The organism is Thermoplasma volcanium GSS1 (assembly GCF_000011185.1).
Lineage (GTDB): Archaea > Thermoplasmatota > Thermoplasmata > Thermoplasmatales > Thermoplasmataceae > Thermoplasma > Thermoplasma volcanium.
In genome coordinates, this window is the sequence record NC_002689.2 from 692,187 (window position 1) to 714,863 (window position 22,677).

Sequence of the window (22,677 nt, forward strand, 5' to 3'; positions counted from 1 at the left end):
ATCCAATCTGCAGACGGAAAGGCATACTCCATGAAGGAGAATATCAGGGGCCTCTGGAATGCCCCTTCCATTGAAAGTGCAAGAAAATACTGGGATAGCTGGTATAACTGGATCATACATTCCTCGGTGTATGCCATGAAGGATGTTGCAGGATGATGAAGGTTCATATCAGAAACATTCTGAACTACTTCAACCATAAGATTACAAATGCAAGGGCCGAGGGTATCAATTCAAATATAGCGCTCATACAGAAAATGGCCTATGGATACAGGAATAGGGGGAATCTCAGAACGGCAATATACTTCAGATGCGGATTTAGAGCTTTACCCGTGAACCCACCTGAAAGTCCGATGAGCCTAAATTTTTAAAAACAAAAATGAATTTAAAATCATACCAGTTTCCAGTATTTAACCATTATGCATGACTATGTCATATTTATTCTATGATTTAATTTATAATCATGTTCAGGCATGTCAATAAAATCCTTAAAAAAACACTGCAATAAAATATCAAGGGAATCAAAGGTTGAAGGAATAGGCCTAGAAAGCTATTCCAGGAAATTTAACCTATCTACACACCTATCCATATTAGCTACAGGAATAATTAACTAGAGTTTTGCGTTAATTTTATTCTCTCACTAACAAATAATTCTTTCAGCCATAAAGGTTATGAATATGTCAAACATTTGTCAGCCATATGGATATACCCATATATTCCAGTCCTGACATTCTCAGTGAACTGACAGATCCCTTCCGATCATGTTTTGGTGAGATAAGGCAGTTCAGGCACTTTGAGGATCTTATCTCATCCTTCCAAACATCTCAAAGGAGGAGTGTGGCACACCTGAACTCCACCATCATTGCTCATGTGAACCAGTCAAGCATGAACAGATTCCTCTCTTCAAATATTGACACTGGCCTGATGTTCATGAAAATGCAGAAAGCATAAATTCAGTTGAAGATGATGGAATACTTGCAATAGACGACACCATTGCCGAGAAATCGGGAAAGAACATTGAGGCTGCACGATTAATATTTGATCATTCCACCGGAAGGACTGTCTGGGGCATACAGTTCGCAACATGCGTCCTTTCGGGCAGATATGGCATATATCCCATATCTGCTGAGGTATACAGGAGAAAGGAGAGTCTTGACGATGGGAACGAATACCGCTCAAAGATTGATATACAGAAAGGAGTCATTGAGAAATGCCTCATTCTAGAGCAAGGGCAACAGGAAGATCAAGATTAAGGGGAGATGGACCACCCTTGATTCCCTGTCCCTGCCATACAGTAAGTCTCAGACCATAAAACTATCATGGAATACATACTCTGTCTGGGAGGTTAAGGGAAAGATAAAGGGCATGGGAGAGGTGAAGGTAATCATATCAGAAGGCATCAATGGTAAACGATACTATGCAACAAACAGATCGGAATGGAACATGAAGCGAATCATGGAAACATAACTCAGGCGTAGCGATATCGAGGTTATGCACAGGGATATTAAGCGGGACGGGTTAGGTCACATCTTCCTGAGGAAGCTATGCAAGACAGAGATGCACCTCAATCTAACGTCAACAGGAATGGTGATCCTCGAAATTGGCGCCATAATGTCAATGCGAAAATATCTCTACGCACATAAAAGGATGGGGAAACGGGAGAGATGGATCTGCTTCGAACTCCTTGAATCACTCATTTACGGGTTCAGTAAGTATGGTGATCGATTCGTTATGGCTGTGAAACAATCCATGCTGAACCCGTATAAATCAGCAAGGAATGTCCTGAAATTCAGAGATAAATTAAATCATGGAGTTGCTATATAATTAACGCAAAACTTTAGTTTAAATAAATAGTTTAAGGTAAATAGGGTGAATAATGGAAACAGCTAAGGATTTTTACAGGAAAGGTTTCAGATTAGGGGTTAATTTTTGGCCCAGGCTTGCGAACATTAAGATGTGGAAAGAATGGAACGAACAAGAAATATTAGATGATCTTAAGGAAGCAAAAAATATTGGCTGCGATTTCCTTAGGGTGTTTATTCTTGACGAGGATTTTGTCAATGCCTATGGTGAGATAAACGTAAAGTCCATGGCATATATGACCAGATTTCTTGATATGTGTTCATCTTTGCATCTAAAGGTATTCATAACCTTCATTGTTGGGCATATGAGCGGGAGGAACTGGGTTATACCATGGGCACCTGACAACAATATCTATGAAAGTAAGGCCATAATGAATTTCAGCAAATTCGTGGAACATTTTGTTAACGAATATAAAACACATCCTGCAATTGAAGGATGGCTCATGAGCAACGAAATAACTCTTGTAAAGAGACCATCATCTCCAGAACAGGCAATGGTTCTAGAATCTGTATTTTATGGGATTGTGAAGAATCTTGATCCGGATCACACAGTTTCCTCAGGAGATGTCCTATCATTTTTGCAACAACCGCCAAATATCAGGAATCACTCAGATTATGCCGGTCTTCATCTGTATTTTTACGATAACGATCTGCTAAGGCAAAGATATTCATATGGAAGCCTTCTTAATATTTTCTCAAATGATGGCTCGGTTCCTGTATTTCTTGAGGAATTTGGGTTCAGTACTAATCAGGGGACAGAAAAATCACAGGGCGAATTTATATATTCCACCCTATGGACGGCACTTGCTAATGAATCAATGGGCGGTCTGGTATGGTGCTTTTCTGACTTTATAGGAGAGGAAGATCCACCTTATGACTGGAGACCTCTGGAGATTAATTTTGGTCTTATACGGGCTGATGGAACAAGAAAATACTCTGCAGAAAAGTTTCTCCAGTTTTCTATAGAGTTGAAAGAGTTAGAAAACATGATGTTCTTCCAAAGTTTCCAGAGAATTTACCATGAAATATCTGTTATAGTACCATTTTATGCCTATGCGGATTATACGTCAGTTTCAGAAGCCTATAGTGATTATCTATTTAACAGAATCCCTAACCCAATTCTGACATCACTCCTTTTGTGCAAGATGGCAAGTCTGCAGCCAACAGTTTTCTACGAAAATGATCTGGAAGACCATATTAATGGAAAGAAATTACTCATAATTCCATCCGTTCCAACTATGAGGGCAACCACATGGAACAGACTATTAAAAGCCTCCGTTGACAGTGATATTCATATTATGGCATCAACGTTCAGGGGATCCGAGGGGTCAGTACCTCTAACATCATTCCATGATTCCTTCACACATATATGGGAAAAATTATTTGGAGTAAAAACCATAACAGAACTAGGTTCTAAAGGCATCCCATACAGTGGTAACATTGAGATTATATTTACCAAAGAGTTTGGCCCATTCAAAAAAGGGCAGCACATTAATATGCAGGCGTTCTCAAATACGTATTACTGTTATAGCATTGAAGCGACTAAAGCTCAGATTATAGCAGTTGATAAGGATAATAGGCCTGTTTTCACTTATAATGAGGAAACTAGAGCGTATCTGTTTTCAATACCGTTTGAACTTGTTCTAACTGTAGATGATACAGGTAAGTACTCAAAACCCTTCATGGATATATACAGAGAAATAGCAAGACGGTCAGGAATAAAATCACTCTCAACTTCGACGCATCCTGCAATTGAAGTTGCAGACTTTTCAAATGGAACAAAAAATATATGCATAACCATAAACCATTCTACAGATACAGTTCAAAGCACAATCAAATGTTATGGGATTAATCCTATGATGAAAATGGGTAACGCAAAGTATGTGAAGAATTGCAGAGAAGGGATCGTTATAATTTACCCCCCTGGCGGAGTAGCTTTGATAGAATCATCCCTATGAGAGCAAAAACCTCATTAAGGATTGAGTTTCACAACCATTGTTTAAATTACATACCAGTTTCCAATATATAAATATTATGCATGACCGTGTTATATTTATTTTATGATTTAATTTTTAACAATGAAAAAGCATTTTAATAAAATCATTAAAAATAAAATTCTTAAAAAACACTGCAATAAAATATCAGAGGAATCTAAAATAGAGGGAATAGGAATGAACACATATTCTAAAAAGTTTAATTTATCAAACCATTTATTGATATTAGTTACAGGAATAATAAATAAAAAAGACCTTACAGATACAGCATATAGGAATAATATAAGCAAATCACAGTTATCAAAGCTTAATAACAACAGATCACACAATATATTTGAGAATATGTTTTACAGTATTTTAAATGCATTCATAAAAGCACACAAATATGATGTATACAAAGATATTATTGATAAATTATTCAATATTATAACAATAGATTCTACATTTATTGAAACTTTAATTAAAGGTTCAGGAATAGACCAGAGAGAGAAAAGAAAAAATGGAATAAAACTCCATATTTCAGCTTTAACAAATATTAAATTGCCATTAAAATCAATAATAACACTTGCTAATATACACGATACAAAAATATTTGACGCTCTTTTAAATAATATAAAAGAATATATTTTGACAATACAATATTAACATTTGATTTAGGATATAATGATTTAAACAGATTTAAAAAATTAAAAGAGAATAATATTAATTTTGTTTCAAGAATGAAGAAAAATGCTTCATATAAAATAATAAAAGAAGAAACATCCAATTCTAAAATTATTGAATTTAACAATGGATTAATTCTAAGGTTAGTTACATTGGATATTGATAACAAGAAAAGGGAATTGGTGCGTACAATTTATTATTTGGACAGTTATCAATTGGAATACATAGAAATAGAGAAATATAAATTAGAATATAATGGGTGATATGATGGAGAAATTTACAGCAGATGAAAAGGCAGCAATAGCAATGGAATCATTTACAGCAATCAATATAGCAGGGCTATGCAGAAGGCATGGAGTATCTGTATCAAACTTCTATAAATGGAGGGATAAGTTTATAGAATCAGGAAAACAGGGATTCTACGGTTCTGGAGTAAACAATGGTTATGAGAAGGAGAATGAAAACTGAAGAGATTAGTAGAAGACCAGGCTTTGGTTATAGATGAATTAAAAAAATTACAGAGGGAGGAAATAATGGAAACAGTAAATAACCTTAGGGATAAACTGCCTGTGTCAAGTTTTCTAAAATAACAGGCAGAGATCATACATCTACTATAACAGGAAAAGTACAGTAAGGCATAGGAAATCAAGGATACTTGAAAATATAATAAATAAGGTACTGGAAACATCAGGAAAAAGGGCATCATACGGGCACAGGAGAATATGGGCTGTATTAAGGAATGAAGGAGCCAAAATAAACATAAAAACAGTACGGAGAATAATAAAATCAAGGAATTTTGCAGCTCCCATATGCAAAGCATAAGAACAGGACAAATAAGAGAAACCTGACAAAACCCTCAGACATAAACCAGCTATGGGAAACTGATATCCATTATGTTAGAACATATAATTGAATATACTACTTAATGGCTGTAAACGATTGCTTCTCTAAAAGATGGCTATCATATAATTTCTCAAGGAAATGCACAGCCAGGGACTGTGTAAAGCCAGTGGAAGATGCAATGCCATAGGGTACACTAATTTTAACTTAAACAATCTGGTACTTAGGACAGACAATAGCCCACAGTATATAGCTAAAGGCTTTAAACATACTGCAAGGCTATTGAATATACCACATGAGTACATAGTGAAACAGACACCTGACGACAATGGGGATATAGAATCATTCCACAATTCATTGAAAACTGATTATATACGGCTAAATGACCTAGAAAGCTATGAAGATGCTAAGGAATTAATAGAATACGCATCCAATGAATACAATCCAGTTTCCAGTACTTAACCTTTCTCTGGCAGTGTTATATTTATTCTTTGATGCAATCAATAGTTCATGATCAATATTCTTGAAAAGATACGGAAGGAGCAGTGTGAAAATGTATCTGACATTACGGATGATCTGTATTCAAAGAAGTTAGATCTTCTAAAACATGCAGCTCTTCTTGTAGAGTCACTCATCTCTCCAAGGATCTGACAGACATATCCATAGATAGCCATGTGAGCACAGCTATCGAAGCTCGATACAGGGAGACTTTACCAGGTCTTCGTTGAGATATTCTACGATCTCGTGTACGCATACATAATGGCACACAATTACCGTATATACAGGAGATTCCTGACATGTATATTCACTGGATATACTCGCAGAGATGGAACATCGATATCTTTTTCCGGACCATGAAAACGTACCTGAAGATCGATCACCTCATATCCCGGAAGATAAATAGTATTATGGTGCAGATCTTCACCGCCATGATTGCGTATATTGTCCTGATGATCCAGGACATGATTTCTTGCAGTATGAGCATCCCGAAAATGATAAGTCTGCCCCTGAGGATCAACGAAGCAGGCAAAGCTTCCGTCAAGGCATAGCCGGAATTGAACTGCTTGATCCTCCCCTGAGGGGAAGACACTTACTCCCTAATTTAAAGAGCATATCATGATCCATTCTCCTGAGAATAAAATTTTCCGTGTTTTCTCAAGGAGGCTTGACCTCCATAAAATGGATCTGATCGATACCGGAAAGAGAATGCCATGCCTACGTCGCAAGTATTGAAGAAATTCCTGCAATATTCTGCATGTTATGGTTTAAATATAGGAAACAGATAAGGCATTAGCGATGTAGATGGGTGCAGAGGAATATTATTACAATAAGTTTTTGGAATGGCAATCTAAGGGCAACGGTGACTATAGAGTGTATCTTAGGAGAGTTCGCCAGCCTGGCCTCGCAGTCGAGTTCCGTCAAGATCCAAATTTTCGGACAGAAATTTGTAGTTACTTGAAGGCTTATGCTCAAGGCCAAGAAAAAGACACAATAATGTCAGTGATCAAAGGAATCACTAATCCAGATGCGGATATCTTGGAAATTATAATTGGAGCAACCTTAGATGCTTGTTATCCCAATTCCAATATTGGGAATGCTTTGGTCGGACTAGCAATAGCGGGTTTAATTGGTGCTGCACTAATAGCTTTACTAAGTAATAGAAAGTGAATTAAATGGTTGATCCTGGCTCATTTCTTAATCTGGTTATTGCAACATTTAAGGCTTTTCCAGAGTATCTAAAGCTAATAGTTAACCCAATAAAAAATAAAAAATGCCACGATATAATCATGAAACATACTAATATGATCTCAGACCTTATCTCAATTATTGGTCAAACCACGAGCGACAAGTACGAAATGTATTATAACCTCGTACTGACGCTGGAACAGACAGTTGCAATACTATCTAAAAATTGTTACTAAATTTGTAATTTTAGTGATGTTATTAAACACTGGATTTTAATAACATATGTGCCCCTAAATTCTATGATTTAAATGACACTTGCTTTCGCTTATCTTCGAGCCAGCACACAGGAGTAGGTCAGACAGGGCTCAAATGTGCGACAAAGGGAAGCAATAAGGCAGTATGTCGAGCCCAGAGGCTATGAACTTGAATTCTTTGAAGACAAGGCCAAATCCGGTAAAAATACGCAGAGGCCAGAATTCGAAAGGATGCTGAAATCCCTTGAAGGTAGGCCAAAAGTAGTCATAGTATCCAAGGTAGACAGGTTTGCCCGCTCCTTATCAGACCTTCTGAGAATCCTTGAATTCTTGGGCCATAATGGCACAGGATTCATCAGCATCAATGACCCAGGCATTGATACCACGACTCCCAACGGAAGGCTCCTGCTGCAAATTCTGGGCGCTTTCGAAGAATTTGAGAGAAACATGATCAATTCCTTCACTAAAGCAGGAAGGGAGAAAGCGATGAATAAAGGAGTCAAATTCGGAAGACCTGCCCTGAAGACTAGGAACGGAAGCTTCATAGACAAGAGAAAGGTCATGGAATTGAAAGGCAAAGGACTGTCAGCCAGAGCCATAGCGAAGTCCATGGAATGCTCAATAACACCGATACTAAAAATCCTGAAAGAAGACCACTAGCTTTTGAGTGAAAGAGAGAGAGCCGCCGAACGCGTCCGTGCTTTTCTTATATACATTATAACTGATATGATGAACATAACATACCAGAAAAATGGAATTTTACTTATTTTTCTGTGACATTGTTCATGCAAAATGCTTCACTCGTTTTCTGACACTCTCTCTGGAATGCAAAATTACCATTTTACAACACTGCAATATTCGGCTCGTTCGGAAGTCTTAAGAATTTTGCGTGTCCAACAAACTGGGAGCAAAGGGTAATGCAATGTCAATGAAAGACCCCGTATCGTTTGTGGAGGCAAAGGTAAAGGAAAGGGCCAAGGGACCAGCAACATAAAGAATGCGTTGCTTTTTGACATGGACTTCAAACCAAATCGTATTCTCATAAGAAAGGAACTTGACAAGGTTACCAACGATCTTGCAGAGTATGTGAACCTGCATCTTCCCAGGCACATAATCATATACGGTTCAAAGGGATCAGGCAAGACACTCAGCGCACTGATCATGGTTGAGGCCCTGAAAGAAAGCCTTCCTTACTAACTAGTACATCTTAAACCCGTATCAATAATTATAATAAACATAGTTATTTAAAGGTTCTCCTTAAAAAATGTGAAAACACCCAAAAAGAGGAAATTTTTGATAATAAACCTCTAAAATACTAATTCCACATTAAATCTTGCGTGAATCGCTTTTCTGCCCTTAGTATTTAAAAGCACCTATTGATCCACATGCACGATTCACATGCGCACCCCATGACTCGCCTACCCCCGTACACTATGCAATACCCCCACACATTATCAGCACACGAGAAAGTGCCTATTGTAGAAAATGCCATGCCCCATGTGCCCTACTACTACCCCCACTACCCCGTATACTCACATGTACCGGCATGACGAACGCGCACCATGTCGTGTTTTCCGATGTCCTTACGATGATCGCGCACACGATCATACGCACGCATGACCGCATGTGCACACTCATAGGCACATTTCAAATGATAGGCATGTTCCAATGATCGCATTAACGATCACACCTACCCCACCGGACCTACATACCTGCCTCGTCCTCGTACAATGAACGTATTAGGCAATGGGCAAGATGACCGTCCAATGCGAGATAGTTCTTAAACCACCTACCGCAATAGGCACATTTTTGCATGGTCGTACATTGCATTTAGGTAAAGTCCCTATTCCGCTCGTACCAATAATCGTCTTTTGTTAGAATTTCATGGTCAAGGTCACGCAAGTTTAAATACCCCAATATGAACCATGTTGAATCACCCCCAAAGAGATTGTCCATTCCGTTTGAATTATTTCTTTCAGGTATAAATGATAACTCACATAGTAGGTTAGTTACCGCAACTTATGCCTATCATGTCGCACATGTTAATTAACTCGCGGGGGGCGAGGCCTGTTTTCGGGAATATCAATAAGCTGCTTGGCAGGGGCTCTATCGACCTCTGGAAAAATGGCAAACAAGCAGGGTCTCAGCCTGGCGATCCATACGAAGACCGCATTTTCACCTACCTTGGCCCGAACACATAACAGAAGGATGAACACATCCAGGCAAGAAAACTTATCTGGATGAGGCACACCCTAGAAAAGATTCCATCCAGTCAAAGGGTCATATCCAGAATGCGCACCACCCAGAATAGGCAATATCCGTAAAAGCGGCCATTCAGCAATGAAATCGTTACGATTTTGCCTTCAGGCGAGGTGTTCAGCGCATCGGGATTCGTGAAGTTTCGTGGGTTCTTCGGATTCTTTTTTCCGTTATCATGGGAATGCCTCTGCTGCCTTCACGAGCCATGCAAATTGATGGCACAAATTAGGTTTTTATAGAAACTGAAAGGACCTACTTCATTCCCCCTTTTTGGTCTCAATCATAACGGCAGTTCTATAAAATTAATTATAAAAACTTACAGAAATAGCCTGTTTCAAACATCCTACGTTTAAATCAGGTTTCATCTAATGAGTAGCATGACATATATAATATAACATGGTTGTTTCCAATACCCGAATTCGCAAGGCCCTTTTGGAAGTAAAGTCTCTATCCACTATATAAATGAAAAGGCATCATATCCGCCCTTCTGCATATGGTCTCATTCTTAGCCTGTTCCCTCCATCAAAAGGATTATTTGGACAATGATTCGGAGATATTAGTATTAATGACCAATTACTGGAAAATACTAACCTCAAGGGTCATCGGTTCCATCACAGGCTGATGGAACCGCCGTATCCCGTCCGCTGTTTTGATCTCCCTCATTTAATCGGTCGTGCAGAGCTGAATGGGCATGGGTGGTGCTGATGGGTGCAATTGATCGACTTAACTCTGTTAGATCGTATTTTGGTTCTTTTTGCTCAATTTTACTGGGGTAATTATCTGTGTTTTTTAGACGGCTTAACCGTTTGATCTTTTGATCATCTTTTAAGTTGCCCTGTCCTCTCTTGCGTACGAATGGCACTATTTCAGCGACCTTACTGAACATCTTAACGGGGAATACCAGAACGATCTCCTCGTCCGTTATGTCGATCTCCTCGCCAAGCAGCTTGCCTAACGGCCTCCAATAATTCTTATGGTCCTTCAGGTAGAGGGCCAGCTCTGTTTCATAATATTTATAAAGATGAGAGGGAATCTTGAAATACGGCAGTTCGGGTTTTGATCCTTTCACTCTTATCATTTCTGTATAGCTCTTATCTTCAGTTTCGGAATAGTCCTCTGTCCTTTCGATCCTAAAATTTCCGAGATCCTTCAGGTTCATGGCATCACGCTCACTGTTACTATTGCACTCTTGGCAATTATCAAGAATCTGCCATTCGCCCCTTCGATTTCGAGGAAGTACTGGCCTGCAACCTTGAGCTTCCCAGCCTCTATGCGTCCGTTCAATAGGGAGATCGTCAGGACCTTCCCTTCCAGGCCTGTGTTTATCTCATCCGGAACAGAGAAGTTCCTGGGTTCCTGTTTCCTCTCTTGTTTATTTGGCTGCATTTCTAACCCTCCTTTCTATTTCGTGCAGAATTTTCCTCAAAAATACTGGAAGTTTCTGCACTATTCTTCCTTTCCGATTCTCTTTTTTCCATTTTTCTCACTCTCCTATTTCTCCAATTATTCTGTTGGAGCTGTAAAATGCGCTATTATAATGCGATAGTTTAGAATTGATTTTAGCTGTGGCAGCAGCTTCGGTATGGATAATTGGCCTTGCGATATCCTCATATTGCTGGTCTGGAGGGACGTCTCCAGGATCTCTTTGGATTGGGTAGGGTTCATGAGGGGGTTCGGGCCCGTTATTCCATGGTTTCATCTATGCGACCACCTTCTTTCCCATAGATGAGTTCTTTCGCAAGCTCTTCGAAGAACATGTCTCTGTTGACTTCGGGCATGTCGGCGGGGAAGTGCCTGGAATCCGCCAGCACTGTATCGCCCTCAGGGGTGAGGATGAGCCATACCAGCGAATCCCATAATTTCGTATCATTGTCCAGTTTCAGCGCCTTCCTGAGTTCTGGCGTCTTCTTCGCAAGAACCAGTGTTCGTGGCGGAATCATTATTAGCTCGAGGCCCTCGTTTTTCGCTGTTCCGGGCATGTAAACAATTTGCTCGAGCTTTATGATTGCGTTGTGATCCCCGGATACGACTATCCACCCGCTGAAAAAATGATCGAGTACCCGGAGGTACGTCTCTTCAGCGTCCTTGATTTCGATCAAGGAGACCACCCCTTTTCGATAGCAGCTTTTTTCTGGTCGTCATCTGCCAGTGTTCGAAATTCACGTTCACTGGCCTCACTGCTGAAATTATACGCTTTTATTTGCCGAGCCTCTGAAATCGTCATGGCGACATAGGTGCCTTCTTTTAGCCTCTCGGGCTCGGGGTTAAGCCGGGGATCGCTAGTAATAATCTTTCTAAAGGTAAATTGCTGATTTTTCGGTTTATCTGTTTTTTCGTCAGGGACACCGGAATTTACGGGGTCAGGTTGTGATTCTGAGTTTTTTGAGTAGCGGTTCAGTAGCGGTTCGCCAGAAGTGCCCGCTACCGTTTTTTGTTCGCTGTTTTCTAAGGTAGATTGCTCATGGGTAACGGACGCTTGCCTATTCCCCTCATGATCTGAAACGTTTTGTTTCCACATGTCCTCCGGATAGAAACCGCTACCGTTCCTCATGGCAGATGCTCGCATCTCTGACTGGTTTTCCTGCGGTATCGTACCGTTTTTCTGATCCGCTACCGGTGTCCACGTAATTATCAGCAGATCGCGCCAGGCTTTCACCGGGGCGCTTTTTACAATTTTTTTGTTCACAGTCAGATTCGGGTATCCCAGCGCATTGAGCTCCTTGCCGAGTGTTCCGGCGTTAATGTTTTTCGCAGGGAACCCTTTCTCGGTTGCCCATTTTACGGCGTCTTGAATGACTTCCTGTTTCGGAGTGGCCAGGTATTCCTCCATGCTGTCCTTCTCTCTCGATATGTAGCGGCGCGAATCCTTGCCCGCCTCCATAATCGTAACCCGCGCGTCCTCGATGTTTGTTAGAATTTCTCCAGCTTCATTTCTGCGGCGAAGATATGCCATGGCTGGGTTACTGCGTTCTTCCCACATCCCCTGTGCTTCCTTTAAGTCAAGTTGGCCGGTAAATTTCATTCGCTGAGCAAGGGGCGCGTAATAGTTGTCAACAACGTACGAGAAAATCGCATCAAGTTCGTCCGGGTTTTTCATTTTTTCTACTATTTGGCTGATCTTCGCTGGTGTGAGGAAATCTTCAAGACGGTTTGGAAAGTCAATAATTGCTATGATTCGGCGGTAAAAGGCTCGGAGTTCGTTTTCACGGTTAGGCAACTCGTTTACGTCCATTATCATTTTAGCGTGTGAACGCATTGTGAACGGCTGGCCGTTCTTGCGATCGACAGTAATTTTCGTGCCATCCGTTAGCCGTTTGAACCACTCGCTGGTGATTATCTCTGTGGTGCTTTCCGATATCAGGTTCGCCCACGATCAGAATAGTTCAGCGCGTTTGAATTTGTCATTTTCAAGCTCACCCAGCGTTATTTCGGATGTGTGGACGAGGAGATCCTCGATAACGCTGTGTATGATCGATTTTCCCTCTCCTCCCTGCCCGTACAGAATTACGGCCCCGTGAATGTCATAGTTACGCATGAATGTCCACGCAATCGTTTCAAAAATCTGCGTCTTCTTGAGTTCTGCGTTTGGATCCCCCTGAAACACTGTGTCCAAAAATTAGATAAATACGTTTGGGGAGGCCCCCGGGACATAGCGCCTTGGCAGATATTCGGTGTAAAAGTAGTCCGGAGTATGCGCAGTTATCGTTTTAGTCTGCAAATTGAGCAATCCAGCCTCGATGGGTATAGTGTGTGCGGGCAGTTGCCGGACCTCGTCCAGCGGCATACCGATCAATTGGGGGTCGACAACTCGGGTCAAGTTGCAGATGCTCTCGATAGCCATTCGAATCTGCGCGGGTTTAATCGCCCCAGTTTGTTCGAGCTCGCTCTTTATAAGGCCTTCAGCGTCCTTGATCCAATGCGTTCCCGCAAACATTGACGGTGTCCCCTGGCCGGCGACATATTCAGTCAATACATGCTGGTGAACCCTAAGGTAATCCGCGGCGCACAGATGGGGAATAAACTCTGGGCCCTTTTTTCCCTCTACAAACCATGAGCCCGGATTCAGCCCGTCGCCGTGCGGTGCTTCTTTGGATTCGTTCGGTTCCTTCCCTGTGTTGCCCTTGCTGGAATCATGGAATTTTGCGAAAGCGCTACTGGCCATTTCTTCGATTTCCTTTTCGGGATGGGCCTCTGGGTCGGGAAAACTATCGACAAGCTCCCGAGCGCCTTTGCTATCTCCTCTTCAGTTTTCCCCTTTCCGGCTAGCGATGCAGATAAATGCAGCATTTCTGCGTGGTGTGTCCCGCCGGTGTGAAAGAGGTCCCGCAAGTCCGGCGCGTCAGGGAGATCCCCAATAGTAGGAAGCGGTTTCTCCCATTCATATTTTGTGCCGCTGGGGTGATCACTGGGCGGTATCAAGGCGTATTTATTCGTGGTGTGAAACTCGAATATTCCAACAGCCGTTTGTTTGTTCGACTCATTCGGCAAATTTTTGGTGTTTCGGAAGTACCAATGAGCGCCTCGCACGCTCCTCACATTGGGCGGCCCGAAGCGTTCCCTTGCCCATTCGGTTGACTGCTCATCGTTGGTGATCAAAATTGCCAACTCACCGCGGGTGCCGATAGCAACGTCGCCGTTTTCCGGTATCTTGTACGGGTCTTTGCGGCCGGTCTAGTTTGCAGGTGGCGGAAATTTCTGGCGAGGCGGTAAAGGTAGGAGAAAATACCCCTTTTGCTGGAGTTCCTGGATTAAGTTTTTATTGCCAGATGTGTCACTTTCTTGGGTAATATCGGACACCTCCTGTATTACTTTCGCCTATTTTTTGTGTTTTCAGCTTTTTCTATTTTTAGCAGGCGGTCCCATGTCCCCAGTTTTGTTATTAATTCCGAGGCGTCCAAGGTGTCCGGTTCGGACAAGATTAAAGATTTGACAGGTTCGGGCATCATCATCGCAGCGGCCTTAATGCGTGCCAACGATATTTCGGTCATTGCTGACCTCCGGCTTCGAGATCTTCAAGCTTCCATCACTTGCTATTTCCACATTCACATCCATGTACTGGCTCAGTCCGTTGGCATCGCTCCATGGCTTCGGAACGGCCACGTATAGACTACTGTTTTGCCGAATTAGTTTCCTTTTATATTTTGCAACTCTCATGATAACTATAACCATAACGTAATAATAAGTTAAGGAGATTTCAAAAACGCTTACCGCTATTACTCAATAAAACCGTGTAAACCTATCTCGGAACGAAAAGCTTAAGCCTAAGCTTATGTTTACTTCATTACGGCAGAGAAGAACAAACACTCAAATTTGGACAAGCCCGGCAAGGTTAAAGGGCGAATCCTGATCGAACTGGCCCAAGCTCTGGACGACAATCCGGAGCCTATGAGCAGAGAGGAACTCAGGGAAAGAACGGGACTGTCAAGAGAGGACCTCAAATATCACTTGAAGGATTCAAGAACAGGACTTATACCGAATGGGATAGTTAAGGAAGCACAGGGAAAATTCTCAATAAGTTTCAAGAATGCGAAAAGTGTAGAGAAAGCCGTCAATTACCTCTGCACACGAAACAAGATAAGAGAATCGATAGAACAGTTTTTCGCAGAATCCTTTATGTCGGTTTTTGGCGAAGTTTATCACTGCGACATGCACGACCTGGAGCAGTTAAGCCCCGATGAATTTGAGGACTACAACCGGTTCATGGAAAAGTCAAGGGCAATAATGGACGAATGGAAAAGGCCGGATATTGACAGCAAGGCCCTTCACCTTGCCAAGAAACTATTAAGAATCAGGAGAGGCGACAAAACGCCGGGGTTCATGTTCATTTACTGGCGACTGGCATTCCACTTTTATGCGTTGGCATACTATGGGAATACGGAGAAAATGAATGCTGAAAGCCTGAGCCTTGCAGGAATGCCTGATTTTATGATGTATGATTTCGCAAACAAGATGCTTAAAGAGGATAAGAGTTTCTTCGACATTGAACTTAGGCAGGCGCTAAGGAGGGTTTTTCTTGCTGACAGTTATTGGATTTCGCCTGGTGTGAAAGTAATTCATTCTTTCGGCGCATTCAGAGACATCTCTTTTACAGAACAAGTCATGTTCCGGTATCTGCAAGTGGATTTGCAATTAAGGTCCTTACCCATAACCGAACTGGACAAAACGCAAACCGATATCTTCAAGGCGCTAAAAGGCAAAGTACCGCTTGGCTATGAAGTGATTCATGAGGACAACCGGGAGATCATAACAAGATGGACCGGGAAAACGAAATGATTTTTATTTAGTTGCAAATTCGATTAATATATTAATAAGGGGTTAGCCTCTTTAAATACTCTTTCAGGGCAGATAAATGTATTCGCTTACGAATGAAGGCGCCCCGGACGGGATTTGAACCCATGTCACAGGCTCGACAGGCCTGTATGATAGGCCACTACACTACCGGGGCAATGAAACTAAGACCTAATACCTAGGTTTTACTTAAAGATTTTTTAATTTCGTTTTCACAGCATTTGATTACGCCATTGTAACGTATACTTTTATTATAGTTGCATCATCAGGTTTTATACCTTTGTTTAACGCCAACCTCACTATAGTTTGCGCATCGAGTTCTCTTAAAATCGAATATAGGTCATACTCGTCTGACAGATTATCGCTCACACCATCCGTACATATTATGAATAAATCGCCTTTCTCCAATTTTCCCTCGAAGCTGTGAACAATAACATGATTCCATCCAAAAGCTTGTTCCAAAGCGAACCTATTACCTGTAGATGATCTCTCTGAATCGTCTATATACAATTTGTATAATTTCCCCGATCTTAGAAGTACTATCGGACTATCGCCAACATTAGCTGTTATATATTTTTCTGTGCTTATCTTGAGGACAGAAATAGTTGTACTCATCAATGGCCGACCGCTAATGATGCCTATCGATTTTATCTCTTCGCTCAACTTTATTATTTCCTCCACAAGCTGTTCTTTTGATTGTATTTCTTTGGCCATTTTTGAAAGATAATTTACAGCATACCTGCTTGCATCCTTTGAACCTTCGTAACTGCCCACGCCATCAGCCACAATAAATAGATCATCCGTTACTGAATACGAATCTTCATTCTCTAGGTGTAGATGTGGTACGGCACTGGAATCTGAAAAATATTCAACTTTTATCATCTCCATCAAATGTAAGTATATCACCAGAATATTTGAGGTATTTACCATCGAAGCTGAACCTTTTAAAAGAAAATTTCACACCATTCTTTAGAGCCTTGTAAAATTCATCTGAAAAACGTGGATCAGTTTCCGAGTTCGGCCTAAATGAAGTAGCATCACTGAATATTAGAAAAAGTACGTATGCTCCCTTCCCTTCCTGCGCCAATCTCTCTAAAAGACGAAGGTGTTCGTATCCTCGTAGAGTTGGAGCATCTGGGAAGATTGCGACTCCGTCAATGGAAAGTGTGCAGCCTTTTACCTCTATGAATATATCATTACAAGCAAAATCCAACCTCCTATCGTCTATTTTTACTTCTGGTTTACACTCCTGACTTACGAAGTGACTAGCTATTTGTGAATGAAGCCCAGAATCAATGAGTATATATTGATCTTCTCTTAGGCCAAATGTAATCCTATAACCTGTCTTTTTACCGCTTTTTCTCCGAACTAATACTTTATTTCCTGTATATATTATTTCTTTAAGCCTCCCAGGATCGTGAAGATGCGCCTCTACGATCTTATCGTTTAATTTGACATTTACGAGAAACCTGTTTACGCGTTCTACAACAGTACAAGGCAACAGATCAGTAAATTCCATAACTTTATAACCGATCGATCTTGTAAGAAAAGGCTCCACATTTTGTCATATGAAGCTAAGAAATAATCTTTGCCATCAGAAAATTTATTCAATAAATGCAATTCAATCTATATGAAGCAGAGGGCATTGCGTGAGGCTGTTGCAGCTATAGCAATAATTTTGGTCATTTCTATAGCACTTTTTATCATAAAGCCGGCTGTTGACTATTTTGTGTTTAAATATCTAAACTTTCTGCATCCATACATAGAGTATATAAACGGCGGGATCGCAGCGATATTCGTCGGCGGTGGCGGCATACTAATTCTCCGTATTATAAGAAGGAGCATAAGCCAATACTTCCTTGGAAAGTCTAATAGATCTTTGCAGAATCTAATTGAACTATTGATCTCGTTCTTCATGTATACGCTTATCATAGCAGTTATCTTAACATCACTCGGTATAAATCTGACCGGTGCCCTTGTGGGCGGTTCTGTTGGAGCTCTGATCATTGGAATTGCCCTGCAGAATATATTTTCCAATATATTCTCTGGTTTTGCAGTTACATCAGCCGGAGCGATTAAACCAGGTGAGATCGTTTCAATGGGGTCTTGGCTTTTCGGCTCACCTATAACGGGTGAAATAGTTAAAGTATCTTATCTATTTACAGACGTAAAAAATTCAAACGGAAGGATCATAAAGGTGCCAAACTCGGCCTTTCTTGGAAATACTATATTTGAAAGGCTTAGCGGAGAAAGCGATTTTTCGTACAATGTCCAAGTAACTCTACCGTCTGATGTACCGCAATCTGCCATAGAAAAACACATCAGAGAAATAAATGCTTCACAGGATATCAGCTGGTTTCTATCAGGACTAAATGGAACGACTATGACATTTAATGTAACGATAAACGTCGAAGACATTAAGGATCTCAATGGCAAAATAAATGATGTTAACAAAATGTTTAATGAAGCATACTGGAGAGCAAAGAAGGAAGCCTAATTTTCATTTTCCATTAACAAAGCCTTGATCTCGTTTGGGACAGGTGAAGGCTTACCATTGGATAAAATCACATTGATCGTTTTGCCAGTTGCATATTCTTTCCCGTCTTCATCTTCTAAACGGTATGAAAAGTCAAAACTGGTATTGCCAACCCTGGATATCCAAGTTCGAACGTAAACTACATCATAAAGCAGTATCGATTTTATGAAATCAGCCTCAGCCCTCGCAATAACGAAGTTTATTTCATCAGATTTAAATTTCCATAGAAATTTGTTTATAAAGTCTATGCGTCCAATCTCAAAATAGGTGAAGTAAATAGCGTTGTTTACATGACCGACAGTATCTAGGTCGTTATACCTTACTTGAATTTTCGTCTTGCTGTATGCAGATTCAACCATGCGGTCGTATCGTTTCGATAATTAATTTATTTTGTTGTTTTTCCCTTGCCCGTCTTCTTCTCCGCCTGTAAAGTTTGATCCTGGTTCTTAGATTCCATTTTCTCAACAGCTTTCCCTAACTCGTTTGCGATATTATCCAGCTTCTCACTTAGGCCGGCTACAACTTCTTCCGAAAGGGAATTCATCTTCTTCTCCATTTCACTATAGTACTCCTTTATAACAGAATTGTCGGACAGTAGGTCGAGTTTTTTCTCCATATTGTCTATTTTGCTTGATATCTCGTTGTGTTTATCTAAAACGTCTTTTTTAAATGACACAGAAATATATAGAATGGATCAGGATATAAATTTTTGCTTTTAATGAAAAAATATATAATATGACATATTATAATTATTCTATATTAGGTATAGGAGCATTATCTACGTTGTAAGGAGAATCTAAACCAGAGATTATGCCCCACGGGAAGAAAATTGCTGCCGATATTGCCGCGACTATTAGAGTAGAATATGTGAACGGAATAAGATTGAGGGCGCCATCGCTGCCTATGTATGACATGAGTAGTATAAATGCCATATAAAGAATGTACCAGATTGAATTTAGAAAGTGCTCCTTTATTTTGTACACAATCCCGAAAACAAGCATGGCAAGTGCAAGTATAAACATAGCATATGGTACAGAGGGCCACCCGCTCCAGAATGCTATTAGGGACGAGCTAATGAATGCTATGACAGCTATTGTGGTACCTGCAGGAAGCTTGTCCTCTTTCTTTGTAGCACCCTGCCTTCTACTTACTATCATTGCTACTGGAGTGACTGAAAACCCTAAATACCCAGCAACTACAGCATCAGTTAACAGCGCGTATATGTCTGGAACTGGAGCGGAGATGAAGGCAACAATAGCTCCGACTATAACAAAAGCAATAACAGACCAATAAGGAACTGCGTAGGTTTCACTTAGTTTTTTCATAGAGGAGGCCATAATTTTCGATCTGGCTGTTGCTAAGAGCACCCGTGCGCCGCTACCTACATATACATATCCCGTAACGAATGGCCCCAAAATTGATACTACTAGTACTATTATTAGCACCACATAATTATGGTATGAACTTGCGAGGAATACGAAGGGATTTTCAGTTATATTCGACTTGACATCTGCCCATGCTCCAGGCGCTATACTAATTGCGCTCCATTTTAGTCCGGCGATGAATGCTATGGAGAAGAGAATATAAATAAGTGATTGGCCTATTACAGTATATATTATAGTTCTGCCTAGAAATCTGTTCTCTTTCGTTTCAGTTGTTTCTTCTGCATAATCGGGTACTACACGTATACCACCAAAGGCAAACATTGCAAATGGTATAGCGAATAGGATACCGCTAAAGCCAAATGGAAGAAATCCCCCTCTGTAAATATAGAAGTTATCAAATTTGAAAAATACAAACATCATGCCGAAGGCAGCAAGTAGATATACGGCTAATTTTACGAAACCTATATAAAGCGAGTATTTTCCGAAGGCCTTGACACCAAAATAGTTTAGCGGAAGAAATAAAGCTAGTACTAGAACACCTAGGCCTGCGCCAAGCAAGGTAGGTGCACCAGATGAAGCAATGAAATGCGGATAAAGGTATTGTAAACCTTCAACGGTAGCTAGTGCTTCAATAGGTGGAATAAATATATACCATATGAGGTCAGCAAAGGCATTTAATGCATTTGTAAACCTTCCATGCGTATAGAGCGAGTACCTTGAAGGCCCGCCAGCCTCTGGATATGTTTTTGATAACTCAACGAACGTAAATGAAACAAATGTGTACATGATGGCGCCTATTATCCAACCCATGATAGCCGATGGGCCGGCAACGCCTACCATAGCAACCGGGGCGAACAGAGCGCCTGTACCGACTGCCGCTATTAAACCTATAACCAACATTTGTGGAAAAGTCAGAGCTTTTTTAAGTTTTACTTCATGTTGCTGTTCTGCCATAATATCATAGAGAGATGAGCTAAAAACTATATAAAATTTAGCAAAAACAAACATAGGTTAGAATTTGTAAATATATGAGATGTAAAAATATAACGATAGACGAATTAATACTTATGAAAAACTGATTTTTTCCCCAGGGAGTTTCACCCTAGGGGTGGAAACAGGTCCATTTCTACCTATTTTGTAGAAATGTTGTAAGTTATTGTATTGCAAACTTATATTTAAATCCTCGCATGAATCCCTCACAATTTTTTCAGAACTTCGATGTATATGGGGAAAATAATTAAACTATTTCCCATAGAAATTCGATACTAATAAATATTGGACCATTTTATTGGATCAGTAAATGGGCTTATCGGAAATGCAATTAAGGTAATCTCGAAGAAATATATAAGATAACAAGAAATACTTGGAGAATAGGTTTTTGTTCACAAATATATGACACGTATAGAAATACGTGAATAACGGACAATTACATCCCGTTAGTAGTGGATAGGTGGATCGATCAAAAATAGCTGCTGGTAGCTAAACTTAATGGTGAAGTTGCTGGAATAATGCATATGGAGAAGCTTGAAAAGGGGGTAGTAATGCCTGGAGGTCTGAGGATGAATCCCAAATTTCGTTCAAGCTGAGTAGGAATGGCCTTTATGAAAAAATTAGTAGCTATATCCCTGATGGTACCAATTTTTTAATGGCGCAGTGTATTCATAGAATAAACCGTCAATTAATCTCGTGAATAGACTTGGTTTCGTTAAAATAGATTCTTATAACTTATTCACCTTAGAATTTAACATCCATAAGGAAAAATCGAATTATGAATTGTCTGAGAAATGAGACATGTATACTGGTTCCAGAAAGTTCGCGTTGATCGATTGGAATTATATACCGACGAAGATAATCAACGAAATAAAATTGGGTTGGGCTTTAACAGTTAAGATAAAACATTAATATAATATTGTGATATGTTATGAAGCGATAAAGTTGGATTCAAGGGAGACCTCATCTGAGTGTCCTGTATGTGGTGGTAATGTAAAGCACCCAAATTGGAATATATGTATGTGTGAAAAACTGTGATCTGGACTACGATGTGGAAAGATTAGCTTCACTTTCTATTTCCCTTCGTAGTCTTGATCTGTGCGGATATCCGTTACTCGTAAGTGCTGTAACCTCTTTATCATCCATGATGGATGGATACCTGTACAGCATGAATCGACCTGAGATTCCTGGAGCAGGTTCTACTGAGATGGCATACGTTCCGAACAAATGTGGTGCGTAACATTGCAAAACTTTTTGATAACGGTAAAATTATTATACTCGAAACCGGAGCTGATCTTCATTGATCAGGAAGATGATGATGAAGCGAACGTCTTCGTAGAGGATGTAAATAATATGGCGAATATCGTTGAAAATTTAAAAGAGAAGTTGCCCAGCAGATACTTTTAGGGAGGTAGGTAAAGAGCTATGTCATAACATTGGATATATTTGAAAAGGATCTGATGAGCTAATCTCTCAGTTAAATTATATCGTTATGCTCTTCATAAGGTATAAATGATGCAATTATACAAGCTACATTAAGAATCAGATCTCCTAATTCGGAGAGAGAATAATACTTCCTTTTCCCGACAATGTTCGTATCTAATAAACCGGTATTTTCCATACAATTTATTATGTTTTCGCCTCGCCTGAAGTTCAGCATGCTCCTATTTATTATTTCTGTTTTTGTCATCGGCTTGTCAATGTTTTTCATCGTTACAATAACTTGGTACCATTCCGCAAATTTATCACGTTTTAATGAACGTGAGCGAAAGTTGTAACTTCGCCCATGTTTCATGAGAATAGTGAGGTCAACAAACGGTATAACGTCGGTATTATCGTTTCCATTTGGCTTAGATACCTTATATTTTTCTTGAACCAATTCATGATTTTCCTGAAGTACCATCCTTAACAATTAACGTAACT

General features: G+C 40.3%; 32 protein-coding genes, 1 tRNA gene and 4 pseudogenes. 20 read left to right on the forward strand and 17 right to left on the reverse strand.

All coding sequences use genetic code 11. The annotated features are described in order from the left end of the window. Positions 1–30: 30 nt before the first annotated feature. The 16 genes and pseudogenes from TVG_RS08895 to TVG_RS08495 all read left to right on the forward strand — a co-directional run bounded on the left by TVG_RS08895 (position 31) and on the right by TVG_RS08495 (position 9,540). Positions 31–368, forward strand: a pseudogene (locus TVG_RS08895) (transposase). A gap of 92 nt (positions 369–460) precedes the next feature. Next, positions 461–605: pseudogene (locus TVG_RS08485) on the forward strand (IS4 family transposase); the annotation flags it as partial. 91 nt (positions 606–696) lie between these two features. Then, the gene (locus TVG_RS03630) at positions 697–948 is read left to right on the forward strand and encodes a hypothetical protein (protein WP_048053955.1); all 252 of its coding nucleotides are present in this window, start codon (positions 697–699) and stop codon (positions 946–948) included. Positions 949–1,488: 540 nt separating this feature from the next. After that, on the forward strand, positions 1,489–1,821 hold the full coding sequence (locus TVG_RS03635; RefSeq protein ID WP_010916947.1) for a hypothetical protein: 333 nt from the start codon (positions 1,489–1,491) through the stop codon (positions 1,819–1,821). A 52-nt stretch (positions 1,822–1,873) separates the two neighbouring features. Continuing rightward, positions 1,874–3,817: a glycoside hydrolase 5 family protein gene (locus tag TVG_RS03640; RefSeq protein ID WP_010916948.1), complete on the forward strand. Its 1,944-nt coding sequence runs from the start codon at positions 1,874–1,876 to the stop codon at positions 3,815–3,817. Positions 3,818–3,937: 120 nt separating this feature from the next. Further along, positions 3,938–4,702, forward strand: a pseudogene (locus TVG_RS03645) (transposase); the annotation flags it as partial. An 81-nt stretch (positions 4,703–4,783) separates the two neighbouring features. Beyond that, positions 4,784–4,984 (forward strand): transposase, encoded by a 201-nt coding sequence (locus TVG_RS03655; protein ID WP_162009535.1) that lies wholly within the window; start codon positions 4,784–4,786, stop codon positions 4,982–4,984. Positions 4,985–5,194: 210 nt separating this feature from the next. Beyond that, positions 5,195–5,338 (forward strand): IS3 family transposase, encoded by a 144-nt coding sequence (locus TVG_RS08775; protein ID WP_241760326.1) that lies wholly within the window; start codon positions 5,195–5,197, stop codon positions 5,336–5,338. Positions 5,339–5,497: 159 nt separating this feature from the next. Continuing rightward, entirely contained in the window at positions 5,498–5,818 is a 321-nt protein-coding gene (locus tag TVG_RS08780; protein ID WP_010916950.1) for an integrase core domain-containing protein, read from the forward strand. 48 nt (positions 5,819–5,866) lie between these two features. Continuing rightward, positions 5,867–6,007: a hypothetical protein gene (locus TVG_RS08490; RefSeq protein WP_156769069.1), complete on the forward strand. Its 141-nt coding sequence runs from the start codon at positions 5,867–5,869 to the stop codon at positions 6,005–6,007. A gap of 146 nt (positions 6,008–6,153) precedes the next feature. Continuing rightward, positions 6,154–6,405 (forward strand): transposase, encoded by a 252-nt coding sequence (locus TVG_RS08960; RefSeq protein WP_010916951.1) that lies wholly within the window; start codon positions 6,154–6,156, stop codon positions 6,403–6,405. A 253-nt stretch (positions 6,406–6,658) separates the two neighbouring features. Beyond that, positions 6,659–7,024, forward strand: a complete 366-nt coding sequence (locus TVG_RS03670; RefSeq protein WP_010916952.1) for a hypothetical protein — start codon at positions 6,659–6,661, stop codon at positions 7,022–7,024. A gap of 5 nt (positions 7,025–7,029) precedes the next feature. Then, entirely contained in the window at positions 7,030–7,278 is a 249-nt protein-coding gene (locus TVG_RS03675; RefSeq protein ID WP_048053959.1) for a hypothetical protein, read from the forward strand. A gap of 135 nt (positions 7,279–7,413) precedes the next feature. Then, on the forward strand, positions 7,414–7,956 hold the full coding sequence (locus TVG_RS03680) for a recombinase family protein (RefSeq protein WP_010916953.1): 543 nt from the start codon (positions 7,414–7,416) through the stop codon (positions 7,954–7,956). Positions 7,957–8,310: 354 nt separating this feature from the next. Continuing rightward, complete coding sequence (locus TVG_RS03685) at positions 8,311–8,493, forward strand: ATPase AAA (protein WP_010916954.1); 183 nt, start codon at positions 8,311–8,313, stop codon at positions 8,491–8,493. Between the two features lie 897 nt (positions 8,494–9,390). Continuing rightward, complete coding sequence (locus TVG_RS08495; RefSeq protein WP_156769070.1) at positions 9,391–9,540, forward strand: hypothetical protein; 150 nt, start codon at positions 9,391–9,393, stop codon at positions 9,538–9,540. Positions 9,541–10,147: 607 nt separating this feature from the next. On the opposite strand, the gene TVG_RS03695 is transcribed toward TVG_RS08495, so the two are convergent. The 10 genes and pseudogenes from TVG_RS03695 to TVG_RS08635 all read right to left on the reverse strand — a co-directional run bounded on the left by TVG_RS03695 (position 10,148) and on the right by TVG_RS08635 (position 14,655). Then, a complete protein-coding gene (locus TVG_RS03695) occupies positions 10,148–10,714 on the reverse strand; it encodes a hypothetical protein (RefSeq protein WP_010916955.1) in 567 nt (188 codons plus the stop codon). Then, a complete protein-coding gene (locus tag TVG_RS03700; RefSeq protein ID WP_048053961.1) occupies positions 10,711–10,941 on the reverse strand; it encodes a hypothetical protein in 231 nt (76 codons plus the stop codon). Before TVG_RS03700 ends, TVG_RS03695 begins: the two co-directional genes overlap by 4 nt. A gap of 97 nt (positions 10,942–11,038) precedes the next feature. Further along, the gene (locus TVG_RS03705) at positions 11,039–11,254 is read right to left on the reverse strand and encodes a hypothetical protein (RefSeq protein WP_048053962.1); all 216 of its coding nucleotides are present in this window, start codon (positions 11,252–11,254) and stop codon (positions 11,039–11,041) included. Then, positions 11,238–11,654: a hypothetical protein gene (locus TVG_RS03710; RefSeq protein ID WP_010916956.1), complete on the reverse strand. Its 417-nt coding sequence runs from the start codon at positions 11,652–11,654 to the stop codon at positions 11,238–11,240. Before TVG_RS03710 ends, TVG_RS03705 begins: the two co-directional genes overlap by 17 nt. Then, positions 11,651–12,916 (reverse strand): hypothetical protein, encoded by a 1,266-nt coding sequence (locus tag TVG_RS03715; RefSeq protein WP_338384162.1) that lies wholly within the window; start codon positions 12,914–12,916, stop codon positions 11,651–11,653. The genes TVG_RS03710 and TVG_RS03715 overlap by 4 nt, the downstream gene beginning before the upstream one ends. Before the next feature lie 12 nt (positions 12,917–12,928). Further along, positions 12,929–13,159, reverse strand: a complete 231-nt coding sequence (locus tag TVG_RS03720; RefSeq protein WP_156769071.1) for a hypothetical protein — start codon at positions 13,157–13,159, stop codon at positions 12,929–12,931. 458 nt (positions 13,160–13,617) lie between these two features. After that, a complete protein-coding gene (locus tag TVG_RS08785; protein WP_241760317.1) occupies positions 13,618–13,884 on the reverse strand; it encodes a hypothetical protein in 267 nt (88 codons plus the stop codon). An 18-nt stretch (positions 13,885–13,902) separates the two neighbouring features. Further along, a pseudogene (locus tag TVG_RS08965) lies at positions 13,903–14,091 on the reverse strand (bifunctional DNA primase/polymerase); the annotation flags it as partial. A 269-nt stretch (positions 14,092–14,360) separates the two neighbouring features. Then, on the reverse strand, positions 14,361–14,543 hold the full coding sequence (locus TVG_RS08500; protein ID WP_156769072.1) for a hypothetical protein: 183 nt from the start codon (positions 14,541–14,543) through the stop codon (positions 14,361–14,363). Continuing rightward, entirely contained in the window at positions 14,515–14,655 is a 141-nt protein-coding gene (locus TVG_RS08635) for a hypothetical protein (RefSeq protein WP_162009537.1), read from the reverse strand. Before TVG_RS08635 ends, TVG_RS08500 begins: the two co-directional genes overlap by 29 nt. Before the next feature lie 285 nt (positions 14,656–14,940). On the opposite strand from TVG_RS08635, the gene TVG_RS03740 reads away from it, so the two are divergent. Continuing rightward, positions 14,941–15,828 carry a hypothetical protein gene (locus tag TVG_RS03740; protein ID WP_156769073.1) on the forward strand — a complete coding sequence of 296 codons (888 nt, stop codon included), beginning with the start codon at positions 14,941–14,943 and terminating at the stop codon, positions 15,826–15,828. 99 nt (positions 15,829–15,927) lie between these two features. Here the strand turns inward: TVG_RS03740 and TVG_RS03745 are convergent. The 3 genes from TVG_RS03745 to sfsA all read right to left on the reverse strand — a co-directional run bounded on the left by TVG_RS03745 (position 15,928) and on the right by sfsA (position 17,401). Then, a tRNA-Asp gene (locus tag TVG_RS03745) sits at positions 15,928–16,000 on the reverse strand. 68 nt (positions 16,001–16,068) lie between these two features. After that, the gene (locus TVG_RS03750) at positions 16,069–16,731 is read right to left on the reverse strand and encodes a PP2C family protein-serine/threonine phosphatase (RefSeq protein WP_048053968.1); all 663 of its coding nucleotides are present in this window, start codon (positions 16,729–16,731) and stop codon (positions 16,069–16,071) included. Further along, on the reverse strand, positions 16,712–17,401 hold the full coding sequence (sfsA, locus tag TVG_RS03755; RefSeq protein ID WP_048053969.1) for a DNA/RNA nuclease SfsA: 690 nt from the start codon (positions 17,399–17,401) through the stop codon (positions 16,712–16,714). The genes TVG_RS03750 and sfsA overlap by 20 nt, the downstream gene beginning before the upstream one ends. 72 nt (positions 17,402–17,473) lie before the next feature. On the opposite strand from sfsA, the gene TVG_RS03760 reads away from it, so the two are divergent. After that, on the forward strand, positions 17,474–18,340 hold the full coding sequence (locus tag TVG_RS03760; RefSeq protein WP_010916963.1) for a mechanosensitive ion channel family protein: 867 nt from the start codon (positions 17,474–17,476) through the stop codon (positions 18,338–18,340). Here TVG_RS03760 and TVG_RS03765 read toward each other — a convergent pair. The 3 genes from TVG_RS03765 to TVG_RS03775 form a co-directional block, all read right to left on the reverse strand. After that, entirely contained in the window at positions 18,337–18,738 is a 402-nt protein-coding gene (locus TVG_RS03765) for an acyl-CoA thioesterase (protein ID WP_010916964.1), read from the reverse strand. The two genes, TVG_RS03760 and TVG_RS03765, sit on opposite strands and share 4 nt — an antisense overlap. Before the next feature lie 26 nt (positions 18,739–18,764). After that, the gene (locus TVG_RS03770) at positions 18,765–19,055 is read right to left on the reverse strand and encodes a hypothetical protein (RefSeq protein ID WP_010916965.1); all 291 of its coding nucleotides are present in this window, start codon (positions 19,053–19,055) and stop codon (positions 18,765–18,767) included. A gap of 73 nt (positions 19,056–19,128) precedes the next feature. Next, positions 19,129–20,718 carry an APC family permease gene (locus tag TVG_RS03775; RefSeq protein WP_048054099.1) on the reverse strand — a complete coding sequence of 530 codons (1,590 nt, stop codon included), beginning with the start codon at positions 20,716–20,718 and terminating at the stop codon, positions 19,129–19,131. 1,060 nt (positions 20,719–21,778) lie between these two features. Between TVG_RS03775 and TVG_RS08505 the strand changes: the two genes are divergently transcribed. Both TVG_RS08505 and TVG_RS03785 read left to right on the forward strand, forming a co-directional pair. After that, the gene (locus TVG_RS08505; protein WP_156769074.1) at positions 21,779–21,994 is read left to right on the forward strand and encodes a hypothetical protein; all 216 of its coding nucleotides are present in this window, start codon (positions 21,779–21,781) and stop codon (positions 21,992–21,994) included. Positions 21,995–21,996: 2 nt separating this feature from the next. Further along, the gene (locus tag TVG_RS03785; protein ID WP_156769075.1) at positions 21,997–22,161 is read left to right on the forward strand and encodes a hypothetical protein; all 165 of its coding nucleotides are present in this window, start codon (positions 21,997–21,999) and stop codon (positions 22,159–22,161) included. A 70-nt stretch (positions 22,162–22,231) separates the two neighbouring features. Here TVG_RS03785 and TVG_RS03790 read toward each other — a convergent pair whose 3' ends face one another. After that, positions 22,232–22,657 (reverse strand): hypothetical protein, encoded by a 426-nt coding sequence (locus TVG_RS03790; RefSeq protein ID WP_010916967.1) that lies wholly within the window; start codon positions 22,655–22,657, stop codon positions 22,232–22,234. Positions 22,658–22,677 lie beyond the last annotated feature (20 nt).

Coding starts and splice junctions, on each gene's coding strand:
- TVG_RS08500 (WP_156769072.1), bottom strand. CDS start 14,543: ATGACCGAAATATCGTTGGCACGCATTAAGGCCGCTGCGATGATGATG.
- TVG_RS03635 (WP_010916947.1), top strand. CDS start 1,489: ATGCACAGGGATATTAAGCGGGACGGGTTAGGTCACATCTTCCTGAGG.
- TVG_RS08780 (WP_010916950.1), top strand. CDS start 5,498: ATGCACAGCCAGGGACTGTGTAAAGCCAGTGGAAGATGCAATGCCATA.
- TVG_RS03675 (WP_048053959.1), top strand. CDS start 7,030: ATGGTTGATCCTGGCTCATTTCTTAATCTGGTTATTGCAACATTTAAG.
- TVG_RS03705 (WP_048053962.1), bottom strand. CDS start 11,254: ATGAAACCATGGAATAACGGGCCCGAACCCCCTCATGAACCCTACCCA.
- TVG_RS03700 (WP_048053961.1), bottom strand. CDS start 10,941: ATGCAGCCAAATAAACAAGAGAGGAAACAGGAACCCAGGAACTTCTCT.
- TVG_RS03765 (WP_010916964.1), bottom strand. CDS start 18,738: ATGGTTGAATCTGCATACAGCAAGACGAAAATTCAAGTAAGGTATAAC.
- TVG_RS08490 (WP_156769069.1), top strand. CDS start 5,867: ATGATCAATATTCTTGAAAAGATACGGAAGGAGCAGTGTGAAAATGTA.
- TVG_RS03750 (WP_048053968.1), bottom strand. CDS start 16,731: ATGGAGATGATAAAAGTTGAATATTTTTCAGATTCCAGTGCCGTACCA.
- TVG_RS03630 (WP_048053955.1), top strand. CDS start 697: ATGGATATACCCATATATTCCAGTCCTGACATTCTCAGTGAACTGACA.
- TVG_RS03685 (WP_010916954.1), top strand. CDS start 8,311: ATGGACTTCAAACCAAATCGTATTCTCATAAGAAAGGAACTTGACAAG.
- TVG_RS03790 (WP_010916967.1), bottom strand. CDS start 22,657: ATGGTACTTCAGGAAAATCATGAATTGGTTCAAGAAAAATATAAGGTA.
- TVG_RS08960 (WP_010916951.1), top strand. CDS start 6,154: ATGTATATTCACTGGATATACTCGCAGAGATGGAACATCGATATCTTT.
- TVG_RS03640 (WP_010916948.1), top strand. CDS start 1,874: ATGGAAACAGCTAAGGATTTTTACAGGAAAGGTTTCAGATTAGGGGTT.
- TVG_RS03655 (WP_162009535.1), top strand. CDS start 4,784: ATGGAGAAATTTACAGCAGATGAAAAGGCAGCAATAGCAATGGAATCA.
- TVG_RS03740 (WP_156769073.1), top strand. CDS start 14,941: ATGAGCAGAGAGGAACTCAGGGAAAGAACGGGACTGTCAAGAGAGGAC.
- TVG_RS03775 (WP_048054099.1), bottom strand. CDS start 20,718: ATGGCAGAACAGCAACATGAAGTAAAACTTAAAAAAGCTCTGACTTTT.
- TVG_RS03670 (WP_010916952.1), top strand. CDS start 6,659: ATGGGTGCAGAGGAATATTATTACAATAAGTTTTTGGAATGGCAATCT.
- TVG_RS03695 (WP_010916955.1), bottom strand. CDS start 10,714: ATGAACCTGAAGGATCTCGGAAATTTTAGGATCGAAAGGACAGAGGAC.
- TVG_RS03760 (WP_010916963.1), top strand. CDS start 17,474: ATGAAGCAGAGGGCATTGCGTGAGGCTGTTGCAGCTATAGCAATAATT.